The sequence below is a fragment of the Azospirillum oleiclasticum genome, from assembly GCF_013423485.1.
In the GTDB taxonomy this organism is placed as follows: Bacteria; Pseudomonadota; Alphaproteobacteria; order Azospirillales; family Azospirillaceae; genus Azospirillum; species Azospirillum oleiclasticum.
Genome location: NZ_JABFFR010000032.1, coordinates 107,068 through 121,659, shown reverse-complemented (window position 1 = coordinate 121,659; position 14,592 = coordinate 107,068). Strand labels below are relative to the sequence as shown.

14 protein-coding genes are annotated in these 14,592 nt (G+C 71.1%); 6 read left to right on the top strand and 8 right to left on the bottom strand.

The window, feature by feature from the left end; translation table 11 throughout:
• Positions 1 to 24: 24 nt before the first annotated feature.
• Complete coding sequence (gene mtnA / locus HL658_RS27425) at positions 25 to 1,131, top strand: S-methyl-5-thioribose-1-phosphate isomerase (protein WP_180285552.1); 1,107 nt, start codon at positions 25 to 27, stop codon at positions 1,129 to 1,131.
• A 25-nt stretch (positions 1,132 to 1,156) separates the two neighbouring features.
• Here the strand turns inward: mtnA and HL658_RS27420 are convergent, their stop codons facing one another.
• Positions 1,157 to 1,783, bottom strand: a complete 627-nt coding sequence (locus HL658_RS27420) for a 3'-5' exonuclease (protein WP_180285551.1) — start codon at positions 1,781 to 1,783, stop codon at positions 1,157 to 1,159.
• 13 nt (positions 1,784 to 1,796) lie between these two features.
• Positions 1,797 to 2,384, bottom strand: a complete 588-nt coding sequence (locus HL658_RS27415) for an NUDIX domain-containing protein (protein WP_343055368.1) — start codon at positions 2,382 to 2,384, stop codon at positions 1,797 to 1,799.
• 235 nt (positions 2,385 to 2,619) lie between these two features.
• Between HL658_RS27415 and HL658_RS27410 the strand changes: the two genes are divergently transcribed.
• On the top strand, positions 2,620 to 3,699 hold the full coding sequence (locus tag HL658_RS27410) for a class I SAM-dependent methyltransferase (RefSeq protein WP_246337939.1): 1,080 nt from the start codon (positions 2,620 to 2,622) through the stop codon (positions 3,697 to 3,699).
• 35 nt (positions 3,700 to 3,734) lie between these two features.
• Here the strand turns inward: HL658_RS27410 and HL658_RS27405 are convergent, their stop codons facing one another.
• Complete coding sequence (locus HL658_RS27405; protein WP_180285549.1) at positions 3,735 to 4,514, bottom strand: oxepin-CoA hydrolase, alternative type; 780 nt, start codon at positions 4,512 to 4,514, stop codon at positions 3,735 to 3,737.
• Positions 4,515 to 4,952: 438 nt separating this feature from the next.
• Here HL658_RS27405 and HL658_RS27400 point away from each other — a divergent pair, with 438 nt between their 5' ends.
• Both HL658_RS27400 and HL658_RS27395 read left to right on the top strand, forming a co-directional pair.
• On the top strand, positions 4,953 to 5,198 hold the full coding sequence (locus HL658_RS27400; protein ID WP_180285548.1) for a hypothetical protein: 246 nt from the start codon (positions 4,953 to 4,955) through the stop codon (positions 5,196 to 5,198).
• 37 nt (positions 5,199 to 5,235) lie between these two features.
• Positions 5,236 to 5,607: a glyoxalase superfamily protein gene (locus HL658_RS27395; RefSeq protein ID WP_343055366.1), complete on the top strand. Its 372-nt coding sequence runs from the start codon at positions 5,236 to 5,238 to the stop codon at positions 5,605 to 5,607.
• On the opposite strand, the gene HL658_RS27390 is transcribed toward HL658_RS27395, so the two are convergent.
• Positions 5,582 to 7,624, bottom strand: a complete 2,043-nt coding sequence (locus tag HL658_RS27390) for an ATP-binding protein (RefSeq protein WP_180285547.1) — start codon at positions 7,622 to 7,624, stop codon at positions 5,582 to 5,584. The two genes, HL658_RS27395 and HL658_RS27390, sit on opposite strands and share 26 nt — an antisense overlap.
• A 122-nt stretch (positions 7,625 to 7,746) precedes the next feature.
• Between HL658_RS27390 and HL658_RS27385 the strand changes: the two genes are divergently transcribed.
• Positions 7,747 to 8,796, top strand: a complete 1,050-nt coding sequence (locus HL658_RS27385) for an extracellular solute-binding protein (protein WP_180285546.1) — start codon at positions 7,747 to 7,749, stop codon at positions 8,794 to 8,796.
• Positions 8,797 to 8,891: 95 nt separating this feature from the next.
• Positions 8,892 to 9,353 carry a DUF411 domain-containing protein gene (locus HL658_RS27380; RefSeq protein ID WP_180285545.1) on the top strand — a complete coding sequence of 154 codons (462 nt, stop codon included), beginning with the start codon at positions 8,892 to 8,894 and terminating at the stop codon, positions 9,351 to 9,353.
• A 7-nt stretch (positions 9,354 to 9,360) separates the two neighbouring features.
• On the opposite strand, the gene HL658_RS27375 is transcribed toward HL658_RS27380, so the two are convergent.
• The 4 genes from HL658_RS27375 to HL658_RS27360 all read right to left on the bottom strand — a co-directional run bounded on the left by HL658_RS27375 (position 9,361) and on the right by HL658_RS27360 (position 14,535).
• The gene (locus HL658_RS27375) at positions 9,361 to 9,855 is read right to left on the bottom strand and encodes a hypothetical protein (RefSeq protein WP_180285544.1); all 495 of its coding nucleotides are present in this window, start codon (positions 9,853 to 9,855) and stop codon (positions 9,361 to 9,363) included.
• 18 nt (positions 9,856 to 9,873) lie between these two features.
• Entirely contained in the window at positions 9,874 to 11,913 is a 2,040-nt protein-coding gene (locus tag HL658_RS27370) for a serine/threonine-protein kinase (protein WP_180285543.1), read from the bottom strand.
• A 114-nt stretch (positions 11,914 to 12,027) separates the two neighbouring features.
• Positions 12,028 to 13,320 carry an adenylosuccinate synthase gene (locus HL658_RS27365; RefSeq protein ID WP_180285542.1) on the bottom strand — a complete coding sequence of 431 codons (1,293 nt, stop codon included), beginning with the start codon at positions 13,318 to 13,320 and terminating at the stop codon, positions 12,028 to 12,030.
• Positions 13,321 to 13,380: 60 nt separating this feature from the next.
• Entirely contained in the window at positions 13,381 to 14,535 is a 1,155-nt protein-coding gene (locus tag HL658_RS27360) for an ATP phosphoribosyltransferase regulatory subunit (RefSeq protein ID WP_180285541.1), read from the bottom strand.
• Positions 14,536 to 14,592 lie beyond the last annotated feature (57 nt).

Genomic DNA, 14,592 nt, shown 5'->3' with positions numbered 1-14,592 from the left:
CATCAATCGGGGAAGGGGTGTAGGATGAAGGTCGATGGTATCGCCTATCGGACGATATGGCTGGATGAGGACGGCTGGTCGGTCCGCATCATCGACCAGACGAAGCTGCCCCACCGATTCGTCGTTACCCGATTGACCTCGCTGGCGGAGGCGGCGCACGCCATCCGCGCCATGCTGGTGCGCGGCGCCCCGCTGATCGGCGCCACCGCGGCCTATGGCCTGGCGCTCGCGCTCCGCGCCGACCCCTCCGACGCCGGGCTGGAGACGGCGGCGGCCACGCTGATGGCGACGCGACCCACGGCGGTCAACCTGCGCTGGGGGATCGAGCGGGTGCGGGCGCGGGTGCAGCCGCTGGCCCCGGCGGAGCGGGCCGCGGCGGCCTACGACGAGGCGGCGGTGATCGCCGACGAGGACGCGGCGATCTGCCGGTCGATCGGCGAGCATGGCGCCGCCCTGATCCGCGCCGCGGCGGAGCGCAAGGGGCCGGGCGAGCCGGTCAACATCCTCACCCACTGCAACGCCGGCTGGCTGGCCACGGTCGATTGGGGAACGGCGCTGGCTCCGGTCTTCGTGGCGTTCGAGCAGGGCATCCCGCTGCATGTCTGGGTGGACGAGACGCGCCCCCGCAACCAGGGCGCCAGCCTGACCGCGTGGGAGCTGGTGAAGCACGGGGTGCCGCACACCGTGATCGCCGACAACGCCGGCGGCCACCTGATGCAGCACGGGCGGGTGGATCTGTGCATCGTCGGCACCGACCGCACGACCGCCGACGGCGACGTGTGCAACAAGATCGGCACCTACCTGAAGGCGCTGGCTGCGCACGACAACGGCGTGCCCTTCTATGTGGCGCTGCCGTCCCCGACCATCGACTGGCGCATCCACGACGGCGTGCGCGAGATCCCCATCGAGGAACGCGACGGGCGCGAGGTCAGCGAGCTGACCGGCCTCACCGGCGACGGCCGCATCGAGACGATCCGCGTGACGCCGGACGGCAGCCCGGTCGCCAATCCCGCCTTCGACGTGACGCCGGCCCGCTACGTTACAGCGCTGATCACCGAGCGCGGCGTCTGCGCGGCCAGCCCCGGCGGGTTGCTGGCGCTGTTCCCGGAACGGGCGGCGGTCGGGGTCTGATGCTGCCGGCGTCCGACGCCAGCGGTCACGGCAGCGCCGCCGCGCGACGGCGCCTTGCGGCCTGCCGGGTGCCGGCGCGGCAGGCGGAGTAGCCGTCGGGGGTCAGGCGCCCCGGCGCGATGCCGGTGACCGCCGGTATCTCCGCCACGCGGGCCGCCCCCAGCACCCCGGCGGCGGCGAGCGCGATGCGGCCGCAGGCCTCCGCGTCGCTCCCCGCCCGGTGATGGTCGAGCGCCAGCCCCAGATGGTCGGCCAGCGTATCGAGCCGGTGGCGGGACAGCTCCGGCCACGCGCGCCGGGCGACGATGACCGTGCAGAGATAGGCGCAGGACGGGTGGCCGAGGCCATGGTCCGCCAGCGTGTGGCGCAGCACGCTCAGGTCGAAGGCGGCGTTGTGCGCCAGCACCAGCGCTCCCTCCATGCGCGGCCCGAGTTCCCGCCACAGCTCGGCGAACGACGGCGCGTCCGCCACGTCCTCCGCCCGGATGCCGTGGATGGCGGTGTTCATGGGCAGGAAGCGCATCTCCCGCGGGCGGATCAGGTGCTCCTCCGTCGCCACCACCCGGCCGTCCTCGATCCACGCCACGCCCAGCGCGCAGGCGCTGTCGCGGCGTTCGTTGGCCGTCTCGAAATCGATCGCCAGAACCCGCAAGTCGATGCCCCCGCTACAGGATCAGCCGCGCGACGTCGGGGGGAAGCACCCCTTCGCGCGCCAGATGCCGGGTCTTCAGCAGCGCGGCCACGGTCATGGCGTCGGTCATGTCGCCGCGCATCGCCATTTCGAAGGCCACGGTGAAGGGAACGCGGCGGATCTCCAGCTCTTCCGTGTCCTCCGGCATGGCCGTGCCCTGCTCCAGCCCCCAGGCCAGGAACAGGTGCGCCACCTCGTCGGTGATGCTGTTGGACAGGTGCATGGTCTGGATGTGCCGCCAGTTGCGGGCGGTCAGGCCGGTCTCCTCCACCAGCTCGCGCTGGATCGACACCAGCGGGTCCTCGTCCGCCTTGCCGCCGCCTTCCGGTATCTCCCAGGAATAGATGCCGAGCGGGAAGCGGTACTGGCCGACCAGCGTGATGTGGCCGTCGTCGTGGATGGGAACCACGCCGGTGGCGATGCTCTTGATGCCGACGACGCCGTAGATCCCCGGCTTGCCCCGCGGGTTCAGCACGTCGTGCTCGACCACCCGGATCCAGGGGTTTTCGTAGATCGGCTTGCTGCCGAGCACCGTCCACGGATTGCCGTTCGCCTTGGGCACTGCGCGTGATCTCCGTTCGGGATTTGGCCAAGCATGGAGGTCAACTATAGAGAGCCGCGCGCTGCCCCGCAATGCGCCCCCGCGCCGCCGCCGCATGAAGGCGCCGCCTTGAGCGAAAATCGAACAAAACTTTGCGCAAATCGGCGAATACTGTGGCATAGGCGGAAAGTGTCACTCTGAAAGCTATTCTTGACTTGGGAGTGTTCTGTGATTAGCTCGCAAGGAAGGGGTGTTGTTGCACGAATTCGCAGAGGTGGACCGTGCGGCAACCCCGCTGGATTGGTGGCGGACCATGGATGGTGGCAACTGGGAGCGTTGGCTGGAGCCCGACTGGCGTGACCGTGTGTTCGCCTGGTGGGAGGGGTACGACATCCAGCGGCTGACGCGGGACGCGCGCCGCCGCCGGTCCGCGGCCCGTGCCCGCCCGATCACCTCCGATGTCGCGGAGCCGCTGGGCATCGCACGGTCGGCGGGTGCCTCCTTGTCCGGCATGAACGACCCGCTGGCCCACCTGCGCGCGCTGGAGACGGCGCAGCTCGACCGCTGCGGCGAGCCGGTGTGGTCGGTGGACCGCATGCGCGGCGCCCAGGCACTGTGGGGGGAGGATCTGACCGGGCCGCAGGGCGGGCCGTGGATGGTGGACGCGGTTCGCCCCTTCGGCCTGACCCCCGCCCGCAGCGTGCTCGACCTGTCCGCCGGGCTGGGCGGTCCGGCTCGCGCCATCGCCACCGCCTTCGACACCTGGGTCACCGGGCTGGAGCCGTCGCCGGTGCTGGCCCGCATGGCGATGGACCGGTCGCGGAGCCTCGGGCTGTCGAAGCGCGTCCCCGTCGCCCATTACGACCCGGAGCACCTGAACCAGGCCGGCAGCTTCGATCTGGTGCTGGGCGACCGCATCCTGCACCGGGTGCGCGACAAGGCCTGGTTCCTGGACCAGATCCAGGCCTGCACCAAGCCGCAGGGCGGCATCCTGTTCTACGACTATGTGGTCGAGGGCACCCCGCGGTCGTGGGAGCAGTGGAACGGCTGGCGCCTGGAGGAGCCGCAGGAGGTCTATCCCTGGAGCGCGCGGCGGGTCGGGGACGAGCTGGTGCAGCGCAACCTCGACCTCCGCATCGCCGAGGACGTGACCGCGATGCACCGGGCGCAGATCATGGACGGCATGCGTCGGCTCGCGGAATCCATCGAGACCGCCCGGCCCGACGGCGGCGTGCTGTCCGGCCTCGCCCGCGAGCTGGCGGTGTGGTGGGCGCGGCTGAAGGTGCTGGGCGCCGGCCTCGGCTTCTACCGCTTCGTCGCCTACCGGGCGGCGTGACGGCGGGGCCGGCGCCCGGTATCACCCCCCCGGAATCACCCGTGGAACTTCGGCGGGCGCTTGGCGAAGAAGGCGCTGATGCCCTCGTCGGCTTCGGCGTGGTGCAGCGATTCCACGAACAGGTCGCTTTCACGGGCGAGCTGGGTGGCGAAATTGCCGTAACCCATCTCGATCAGCTTCTTCAGTCGGCCCATGGCGGCCTGCGGCCCTTCCGCCAGCTTCTCCGCCCAGGCCTCGGCCTCCGCCAGCGCCTGGCCCGACGCGACGACCCGGTTGACGACGCCCAGGTCGTAGAGCCGCTTCGGCGTCACCGGGCCGCCGTCCAGCAGCAATTCGGTGACGAGCTGCTGGGGCAGGGCGCGGGCCAGCGACACCGAGGCGCCGCCGTCGGAGCTCAGCCCCACCTTGACGTATGCGGTCAGGAAGCGCGCGTCGTCCGCCGCCACGATCAGGTCGCAGGCCAGCGCCAGCGCGAAGCCGGCACCCGCTGCCGGGCCCTCCACCGCGGCGATGACCGGCTTGGGGCAGTCGCGCAGCGCGCGGATCCAGCCGTGGAAGCGTTCGATTCCGTTGCGCTGGACCGAGCGCGACCGGCCGACATGGTCGTAGAGGTTGGTGAGGTGGCCGCCCGAACTGAAGGCGCCGCCGGCCCCGGTCAGCACGATGGCGCCGACCTCGGCGTTGTGGGCGCCCTCGTCCAGCGCGTCGCGCGCCTGCGCCATCATATCGACGCCGAGGGCGTTGCGGCTGTCCGGATCGTTCATGGTCAGGACCAGGACCCGTCCCTTGCGTTCGACGGCGAGATGATTCGTCATGCCTTCCTCCCGTTGCGGCCACCGTTCCCAAGCGTGATAGCAGAACCCGGCGGAATTTTCTGCGCGCGCATTGTCCGGCCGGTGCCTTGCGGTGCGTCGCATCCCCGCAGGCGCGGCACTGAAATCAAACTGTACTAAAGTCGCAGAAAAATTTCTTAAACTCGGCAATGATGGCAAGAGTACCGCAACGGCGCCGGCTCCGCCGCCCGATGCGCCGCGGTGGATGGTTCCTGTCGCCCTGGGCGGCGCCAATGCTCCGCCGCCGGGTATAGTACAACCGGCCGGGGGATGGCCGCTCGTCTGACCGCCGGCCGGCAGTGTCTTGAGCTGTTGCCGATCGGCCACGCTGGTTAGCCGACTGTAACGTGATTGTTCTTTACCCGGCGCGGTCTCTGTTACTATCGTGGACGGAGCGCAACACAGACGGACGAGGCGGACATGAGCGGCTGGACCACCGTGCAGTTTCACCAGACGCCCGATCTCGACACGCGCAAGGCGATCATCCGCTGGGCGGAGGAGACGCTGCCGGGCAAGTTCATCCCGCTGCACCAGCGCGATGCGATGGGCCGCCGCAGCTTCGGCTTCGACTTCCAGCGGCCGGACGACGCGAACGCCTTCCGCCTGCGCTGGATGGCCGACGCCGCCGACACCCGCGCCCCCGCGGCGGAGAGCTGCGCCGCCTGACGCGCCGCCCGTCACCTTGCCGACCGGATACCCTGCCGTGCGCCTCCGCCGCGTCGTTCCGATGCTTCGCATCTTCTCGGTGGAGAAGGCGCTGGAATTCTACGTCGATTACCTCGGCTGTTCGGTGGATTGGGAGCACCGCTTCGCCGCGGGCATGCCGCTCTACATGCAGGTGTCGCGCGATGGTCTGGTCTTCCACCTGACCGAACACCACGGCGACGCCTGCCCCGGCTCCGCCGTGTTCATCGACATCGACGGGATCGATGCCCTCGCGGCTGAGCTGGCGGCCAGGCGCTACGCCTACCTGAACCCCGCGGTGGAGGACGCGCCGTGGGGGGCGCGGGTGCTGCGGCTGACCGACCCGTTCGGCAACCGCCTGCTGTTCAACGAGTACCGGCCGGAGGGGTGACCGCAAGGTCGGCCGTCCGTTCCGCGGCTTCGGCGGGAAGCGCCATCGGCATGCGGATGGCGAAGCGGGCGCCGGTCGGGGAGGCGACGAGGTCGATGCGCCCCTTCAGTGTCCGCCGCACGATGTTGAAGGCGATGTGCAGTCCCAGGCCGGTGTTGCCGCGCGAGCGGCGGGTGGTGAAGAAGGGTTCGAAGATGCGGCGCTGAAGCTCCTCCGGGATGCCGCGGCCGTCGTCGGACACCTCGATCCGCAGCGTCGAGCCGCGCTCCACCGCCGCTTCGACGTGGATGTGACCGGCCCGGCCGGGCTCGAAGGCGTGGTCGCAGGCGTTCATCACCAGGATGGTGATCACCTGCGACAGGGCGCCGGGGTAGCTGTCCACCTCCACGCCGAGAGGGCAGTCCAGCGCGCTGGCGTGGCCGAGCTTCTGACAAAGCGGGCTCAGGCTGGTCAGCGTCTGCTCCAGCGTGTCGCGCAGGTCGAAGGGGCGGCGCTGCTCGCTGGACTGGTCCGCGGCCACCTGCTTGAAGGCGTGCACCAGCCCGGCCGCACGGTCCATATTGGTCATCAGCAGCGATGACATCTCCGCGGCCCGGCCGAGGAACTCGTCGAACTCCGACCGGCGCAGCGTGCCGGCCTCGGCGGCGCGGCGCATGCCCCCCACCTCCTCCGCCAGCAGGCTGGCGGAGGTCAGGGCGATGCCGATGGGGGTGTTGATCTCGTGCGCCACGCCGGCCACCAGGGCGGCCAGCGCCGCCATCTTCTCGGCCTGGATGAGCTGCTCCTGCGCGTCGCGCAGGTCGGCCAGTGCCTGCTCCGCCTCCTCCCGCGCGTGGCGCTGCGCGTCCTCGCTGCGCTGAAGGGCGCGGGTGCGGTCGGCGAGTGCCGCGGTGTTGTCGCGGAACACGGCCAGCGCGTCGGCGATCTCGGTGAATTCGCGGTGGCGGGTGGCGGGCACCGGGGCCTGCAGGTCTCCGGCGGCGATGCGCCGGGTCGCCTCCGCCAACCGCGCCAGCGGCAGCACGATCACCCGCCCGACCGCCAGCCACACCAGAACCACCGGTCCCAGGAAGGTGGCGATGCCGACCAGCAGCAGCGAACGGCGGCCGGTGTCGATCTGCTCCGCCACCGCACGCTTGGCGGCCTCGCCCTCCGCCTCCAGCAGCCCGACCAGCCGGGTGACGGCGACGCCCAGCCGGGTGGCGATCTCGCGCGCCCGGGCGGACAGCCCGTCGATCTCCACCCGCGTGTCCAGCTGCGCATCGCGCGTCGGGAACACGCCCTCCGGCCCCGTCGCCAGCCGGTCAAGGTTGGTGAGATGACCGAGCGCGCGGGCCGACTCGCCCGGCATGGTCGCGAGGTGTCCGGCCATGCGGGCGCGGATGGCCGTGTAATCCGCCAGCGACTCGCGCAGCGCCGAGGGCTGGTCGATCTGCCCCGCCTCGAACAGCCGGAGCAGGGCACGGGCGGCGGTCGACTCGAAGTCCCGGGTGGCGCTGGCCCAGGGCATGGCCGCCGCCATGCGGCCGGCGGTGGCGTCGAGCTCCCCCTTGAGCCGGTTCAGCTCCGCGCGCAGCCGGCGGGCGCGGCCTTCCAGCTCGATGCGGCGCTCGGTCAGCCGGTTCAGCCGCGCCAGCGTCTCCTCGAGCTGCATCACCAGCGACTCGACCGGCTCGACCATTCCGGCCGCCAGCTTGCTGAGCCGCAGCGCCGCCAAGGCCTCGTGCAGGGCCTGCGCGTGTTGGGCCAATGCCACCGCGGCGTTCTGCCGTTGCAGGGGGTTGCGCGCGGCGTCCACCTCCGCCGCACCGGCGGCGTAGCGGTTGGCGGCGTCGGCGAGCTTGAGCGCCTGCGGCAGGGTCTGCGCCTGCTCGGCCGACACGGTCAGCAGCAGCGTCTCGATCCGGGCGTAGACGATCCAGCTCACCGCGGCCGCGACGACCGTCATGGCGGCCACGACACAGGCGGCTGCCAGCACGATGGCGCGCACGCTCAGCGCGCGTCGGGGGCGTGTCATGAGCCCATGTCCTGCGACCCCCCTGTCCCGTTTCTCGACCCGTCGCCGAACGATCTATGGTGGACGGCCGGAAGCACTCTATCATCCGGGCCAAGCGTGACCCAAACGCGGTGAGTGGGAGCATGATGGCGAGCTTGCGTTGCGTGTTCGCCGCGATAGCGGTGATCGTTCCGGGCGGCATCCTGTCACAGGCGGTGGCCGGAGACCTGCGTGTGCTGGCCTGGGAGGGGTATCTGGCCCCGCTGGTGGTCGAGCGCTTCGAGGCGGAGACCGGCCACCGGGTGACGGTCGATACCTTCCTGTCGGTCAGCGAGCAGAAACGGCGGCTGGCGGAGCGGCCCGGCACCTACGACATCGCCATGCCGCCCGACTACGAGGTGCCGGGCATGGCGGCGCGCGGCGAGCTGGAGGCGATCGAGGCGGAACGGCTGCCCGGCTACGCCAACATCCTGGATGGCTGGCGCTCGCCCCCCTACGACCGCCGCAACGCCTACAGCGTGCCGTTCCACTGGGGCACCACGTCGCTGGTGGTGGACACCGCGGTCTATGCGGGAACCGAACGTTCCATCCGACTGCTGTTCGATCCGCCGCCCGAGCTGAAGGACCGCACCGGCTTCCTGGTCGGGGCGGAAGAGACGCTGCGGCTGGCGCTGCTGTGGCTGGGCCTGCCGCAATGCACGTCGGACCGCGCGCAGCTCCAGCGCGCCATCGATCTGGTGCGCCCGATGATCCACAAGGAGCGCGTCTACAGCATCGCCGATTCCGTGGACGTGCTGTCCAGCGGACGCATCGGGATCGGCATCGCCTGGAACGGCGACGCGCTGCGCGCCCGCGAACGGCGCCCCAGCCTCCGCTACATCTACCCCGAAGAGGGGCTGATCATCTGGTCCGACGCGCTGGTGGTGCCGACGGGCGCCCCGAACCGGGATGTGGCCCTGCAATTCATCGACTTCATGCTGCGCCCCGGCATCGCCGCGCTGCAATCCAATTTCACCCGCTACGCCAACACGATCCGCGGCTCCGACGCGCTTCTCGACCCCGCCCTGATGGAGGCGCCGGAGGTGGTCATCCCCTCCGACGTGGCCATCCGCTTCTTCCGCTCCTGCGACAGCGGGCAACTGTCCGTCTATGCGGAGCTGTGGGACCCGTTGCTGCGGGATCTGGGGCGGTGAATGGAAGGCTGCCGAACTTTGACCAGGATCAAGGCGGCGGTCGTGGGCGTGCCTATGATCACCCTCCAGACACACCGCAACACGCGTGACCGACCATGAGCCTGACCCGCCGCACCTTCCTCGCCTCGCTCGCCGGATCCGTGGCGCTGGGCGCCGTCGCCGCCGGGCTGGCCCCGCTCGTCGGGCTGGCCGCGGGTTCCGACGTCACCGTCTGGGCGTCGCCCACCTGCGGCTGCTGCGGCGGCTGGGTCGAGCACATGCGCGGCGCCGGCTTCACCGTGACCGTGCGCATGATCGAGGATCTGACCCCGGTCAAGGCCGAAGCCGGCGTGCCCGACGAGCTCCAGTCCTGCCACACGGCGGTCGTCGGCGGTTATGTGGTGGAAGGCCATGTGCCGGCGGCCGACGTGCGCCGTCTGCTGGCCGAGCGTCCGGCCGGTCGTGGCCTGTCCGTCCCCGGCATGCCGCAGAGCGCCCCCGGCATGGACAACCCCGGCCAGCCCTACGAGGTCGTGCTGTTCGGCCGCGGCGAGCCAAAAGTGTACGCCCGGCACTGAACACGCTTCACATCTCCGCGCCGATCTCCCCGCCGCCGATCTCGTCGATCAGATCGTCGGCGACCTCCGGTCCCCATTCCTGGACCAGGGCGACCTTCTGCGCCTTCAGCACCTCGATGCGCTTCTCCGACCGGCCGACCTCGACCCCCGCCACCATCGGCGGGATGGCGTAGTAGAAGGCCCAGCCGATGGCCGCCGCCCCGTACATCACCAGCCAGGCGAGCGGGTCGAGGAACAGCTTGGCGGCGGCGCCGATGGTGTGGCCGTGTCTCCACAGGTCGATGGCGTAGGGCATGCAGCCGCAGAAGTTCAGGCCACCGACGGTGATGGGCGCCGGCTTCTCCGGGTCGCGGTCGGTGACGTAGGCGACGATGGTGGGGATCATCCCGACCCCGAACACGATGCTGGTGGGCAGCACCACCAGCGCCGCCGGCAGGATCAGCAGCAGGAACAGCCAGATGTTGCGGCCCTTGTTGCCGCGCCGCTTTCCCTTCGCCGCCATGGTCGGTCCCGTCTCCCGTCAGAGCGCGTAGAAAACGATGATGCCGGCCACCAGCACGGTGGACACGAGGCTGGACGCGATGGCCGCCACCTGCCGTCCGGAGCCCTGGATGATGCCTTCGCGATCGCGGATGGTGGCGCGCAGCCGTTCGATCTCGCCGCTGGCCTCGCGGTAGGCGATCTGTGCCGCCTCGAAGTCCGTCTTGTCCTTGCGCAGCGAGTCGGGGTCGTCGACGATCTTCAGCAACTCGGCCAGCCGCCCCCCGTTGGCCGCGCTTTCCGCCTGCCGGCGCACCTCCTCCTGGTGGGGGCGGCTGTGGAAGCGGCGGAAGGCCGGCTCCAGCAGCGAGCGCATCCACTGGCAGAGGTGTGGCAGGGGCTCGGTGCCGGTGCGCGCCTGGACATCGGCCAGGATGGTCAGCATGGCGATGGTGCGGCGCATCGGTTCGGTGTTGGGCGCGATCTGCGTGTAGAGCAGATCCTCCGTGCGCCGGTGGCGGCAGGCGAAGAAGGCGGCGATGTGCCGGTCCATCGGCTCGCGCGCCCGGTCGCCGCCCGACCCCGCCCAGTCCAGCGCCCGCAGCACGTCCTGCGGCGTGATGGGGTACTGGCGGACCACCAGCGGGCTGACGCAGGGCATGGTCGGGTTCATCTCGTACAGCACGCGCTCGATGCCCAGGCTGGGGGTGCTGCGATCGAGGAAGCCGCGGAGCTGGTCGAAGGTGTGCACCAGCGGCACGAACTCCGGCTTGAAGTCGTGCTGCACGTTCACCCAGAACATCGGCAGCTGGTTGCCCAGGATCTCGGCGATGGACTGCGGCGACTCGTTGCGCAGGAACGCCTCCGCCAGCGCCGGGCCCAGCCCGTCGGGCATCACCGCGCGGCTGCGGTAGCGGATCGGGGCCGGCGGGTCGAGCGCCATGCACACCCGCGCCACCAGCCGGTCGGACGCGGTGCCGCCCTTGCCGGCCGCACTCGCCGTCTGCACGGCGGTGGCGACGGCGTCGGCGCGTGCGTCGTCACCCATGCTGCGGCGCAGCCACTTGTCCAGCTCGCCGCTCTCGATCACCGGGGCCGCGGCGGCCGGGTAGCGGCCGATGGCGCGGGCCAGGGTGCGGCAGTGCCAGTATTCCTGTCCCTGGAACTCCAACGGCCGGGCGGCGCGGCGCGGCACCTGCGGCTGCTTGGGGCTGAGACGGCGGCCCGACAGCCACAGGTCGAGGTCGTTCAGGGTCCAGCGCTGCTTGGGGTCGTCCACCAGCAGGCCGCGGATCACCTCGGTGATGCCGAGCGGCAGACGTGTCTGGCCGATCAGCGCCGGGTAGGAGCCGCGCTCGATCTTCGCCTGCAGGATCTGCTCGTCGTCATAGGCCGCCACCGGGTTGCGGCCCAGCAGCAGGAACACCAGCGAGACGCCCAGCGAATAGAGGTCGTCGGCGGTGGTGCCCTGGCCGCGCCCGCCGGGGGCCGCCATGCCGCGCTCCACCGTCTCCAGCACCGCCGGCTGGCCGTAGCCGGGGGTGCTGGAGACGCACTCGCCCAGCATCAGCACGCCCGACGTCAGGTCGCGGTAGAACATGTTGGTCGGCCGGATCGCCCCGTGCACCAGGCCGCGGCTCGCCATCTCCTTCAGCGCGCCGACGATGGGGTGGAGGATCTGCCGGGTCAGCGTGTCCTCCGGCATCGGATCCATGGTGTCGCTGAGCGAACTCATGATCCGGCGGCCGGCCGGCTTCTCGAAGATCAACGCGAAGCGCCGCATCCGGTCGGGCGCCCAGTCGATGACGCCGTAGTCGAGCAGCCGCATCACCGTGGTGTTGTCCATGTTGGACACGGTGGCGATGACGTCGGTGCGCGGCAGCACGGTGCCGGAGCAGATCAGCGCGAAAGGTTCGGTGCGCTTGTCGCGCAGGGCACGGGCGGTGAAGGCGGCGCCGGCGGCGGCGTTCAGGTGCGGCAGCGCGCCGCCCGGAAGCACCTCGTACCGCTCGCCGAGCCGCACCGGCTCGGATGAGGCCGACGCCCGATCCGTCGTGGCGGTCTGTGCATCGGACGGCATGGCGGTCGGTCTTCCCTTGCAGTGCACACGCGCACGAACCGTTCATGGCCGTGGAATGGCAAAGAAAGCCTTAATATCTCCCTCTCCCGCCTCCGGCGGGAGAGGGAAGGAACGTCAATCCGCGAACGGGTCGTGCATCAGGATGGTGTCGTCGCGCTCGGGGCTGGTGGACAAGAGCGCCACCGGGGCCTCGATCAGCTCCTCCACCCGGCGCACATACTTCACCGCGGTGGCCGGCAGCTGGGCCCAGGAGCGCGCACCCTGCGTGCTGTCCTTCCAACCTTCGAAGCTCTCGTAGATCGGCTCCACCCGCGCCTGCGCGCTGGCGGCCGCGGGCAGGTGGTGCAGCTCGCGGCCATCCAGCCGGTAACCGACGCAGACCTTGATCTCGTCGAAGCCGTCCAGCACGTCCAGCTTGGTCAGCGCGATGCCGTCGATGCCGCCGGTCTTGATGGCTTGGCGCACCATCACCGCGTCGAACCAGCCGCAGCGGCGCTTACGGCCGGTGACCACGCCGAACTCCTTGCCGCGCTGGCCGATCAGTTCGCCGATGTCGTCCTTCAGCTCGGTGGGGAAGGGGCCGGAGCCGACGCGCGTGGTGTAGGCCTTGCAGATGCCCAGCACATAGCCCACCGCCCGCGGCCCCATGCCGGACCCGGTGGCGGCGTTGCCGGCGATGGTGTTGGAGGAGGTGACGAAGGGATAAGTGCCGTGATCGACGTCGAGCATGGCGCCCTGCGCGCCCTCGAACAGGATGCGCTTGCCGGCGCGGCGCAGCTCGTCCAGCCGCTGCCAGACCACCGAGGCATAGGGCAGGATCTTCGGGGCCACCTCGCGCAGCGGCTCCAGCAGCTCGGCCGGCGTCACCTCGGCCGCACCCAGGCCGCGCAGCACCGCGTTGTGGTGGAACAGCAGGTCGTCGACCTTCTCCGCCAGCACCGCGGGGTCTGACAGGTCGCACAGCCGGATGGCGCGGCGCGCCACCTTGTCCTCGTAGGCGGGGCCGATGCCGCGGCCGGTGGTGCCGATCTTGGCGGCCCCGCGGGCCTCCTCCCGCGCGCGGTCCACCGCGCCGTGCACCGGCAGGATCAGCGGCACATTCTCCGCGATCAGCAGATTCTCCGGCGTGATCTCCACGCCCTTTTCGCGGATGCCCTCGACCTCCTTCAGGAAGGCCCAGGGGTCGAACACCACGCCGTTGCCCAGGATCGACAGCTTGCCCGGACGGACCACGCCGGACGGCAGCAGGCTCAGCTTGTAGGTGACGCCGCCGATGACCAGCGTGTGGCCGGCGTTGTGGCCGCCCTGGAAGCGCACCACCACGTCGGCCCGGCTGGACAGCCAGTCGACGATCTTGCCCTTGCCCTCGTCGCCCCACTGGGCGCCGACCACCGCAACGTTGGTCATCTCGACCTCTCCTCAGGGAAATCCCCGCCTTGTGGCGGGGGTGCAGCGTGAAACCGGAATTCAGGAAACCGCGTGGGTGGCGCCGCCGGCCAGCCGGTGGCCGCAGCGCAGGCGCCGGGCCTCAGCCGCCTCGTCGTCGGCGTGGGCGAGCCCGGCCACCGTCACCCAGCCCTCGCCGCGCAGCCGCGCGGCCACGTCCGTCGGGGTGCCGTGCGGCAGGAACAGCCGGCGCGGCGGCGGAGTCATCGGAACGGCGCGCAGCACCGTGTCCATGAACAGGGTGAAGCCGGTGGCCGGCTCCCCCGCGTCCTCGCCGCCGGTCCCGGTGCGGTAGCGCCCGCCCGCCCCCAGCTCACCGCGCACGCCGCGCGCGAACAGGGTGAAGGACAGGCCGCTGTGGTATTCGAAGCCGCGGTATTCCACGAGGTCGATGGTGACCGTAAGGTCCGGCTGCGCGGCGCGCAGCAGCGCCATCACGGCGCGCAGGCGGCGCCGGTCCTTCTCCGCGGCGTCCGGCAGCTCCAGTGCTTCCAGCGCCCGCATGGCACGTTCTGCAGGCCCGGAGGCGGCGATCAGCCGTTCCAGCAGCGGGGCGGCCGGGCCGCCGACCGCGGTCACCGCGGCGATGTCCTTGCGGTCGAGGGCCGCGCGCAGCGTGGCGGTGTCCTCGTCGGAGATGCCTAGCGCGCGGCAGATCAGTGGCACCATGGTCGGCACGCAGAGGTCGACCGTCGGCCGGCGCACCCCCACCACCTCCAGCGCGCGGGCCGCCAGCAGCACCACCTCGGCGTCGGCCTCCGGCTCCAGGGCGCCGATCAGCTCGACGCCGGCCTGGGCGAACTGCCGTTCGTGGCGGAGCTGGGTGCCCTTTACCCGCAGCACCTGCCCGGCGTAGCACAGGCGCAGGGGCCGCGGTGCCTTGGTCAGCCGGGAGGTGGCGATGCGCGCCACCTGCGGCGTGATGTCCGCCCGCACCGCCATGGTCTTCTGCGACAGCGGGTCCATCAGGCGGAAGGTCTGCTGCGTCATGGCGGCACCCGAGGCGGCCAGCAGGCTCTCCTCGAACTCGACCAGCGGCGGCTTGACCCGCTCGTAGCCGTGGCCGGCGAACTCGGCCATCAGCCGTTCGACGGCCGCCGCCTCGTGCGCCGCGTCGGGCGGCAGCACATCGTGCAGGCCGGCGGGCAGCAGGGCGGTGTTGGCGGGTTCCGGCATGGCGCGTCGATCCGTGGAGGCCGCCCGGACGGCGGCCATACGGTGCGGGTGTGTAGC

Bases quoted from the DNA above. Each gene is read 5' to 3' on its own strand.
- mtnA (WP_180285552.1), top strand. From the start codon at position 25: ATGAAGGTCGATGGTATCGCCTATCGGACGATATGGCTGGATGAGGAC.
- HL658_RS27405 (WP_180285549.1), bottom strand. From the start codon at position 4,514: ATGACGAATCATCTCGCCGTCGAACGCAAGGGACGGGTCCTGGTCCTG.
- HL658_RS27400 (WP_180285548.1), top strand. From the start codon at position 4,953: ATGAGCGGCTGGACCACCGTGCAGTTTCACCAGACGCCCGATCTCGAC.
- HL658_RS27390 (WP_180285547.1), bottom strand. From the start codon at position 7,624: ATGACACGCCCCCGACGCGCGCTGAGCGTGCGCGCCATCGTGCTGGCA.
- HL658_RS27385 (WP_180285546.1), top strand. From the start codon at position 7,747: ATGATGGCGAGCTTGCGTTGCGTGTTCGCCGCGATAGCGGTGATCGTT.
- HL658_RS27380 (WP_180285545.1), top strand. From the start codon at position 8,892: ATGAGCCTGACCCGCCGCACCTTCCTCGCCTCGCTCGCCGGATCCGTG.
- HL658_RS27375 (WP_180285544.1), bottom strand. From the start codon at position 9,855: ATGGCGGCGAAGGGAAAGCGGCGCGGCAACAAGGGCCGCAACATCTGG.
- HL658_RS27370 (WP_180285543.1), bottom strand. From the start codon at position 11,913: ATGCCGTCCGATGCACAGACCGCCACGACGGATCGGGCGTCGGCCTCA.
- HL658_RS27365 (WP_180285542.1), bottom strand. From the start codon at position 13,320: ATGACCAACGTTGCGGTGGTCGGCGCCCAGTGGGGCGACGAGGGCAAG.
- HL658_RS27360 (WP_180285541.1), bottom strand. From the start codon at position 14,535: ATGCCGGAACCCGCCAACACCGCCCTGCTGCCCGCCGGCCTGCACGAT.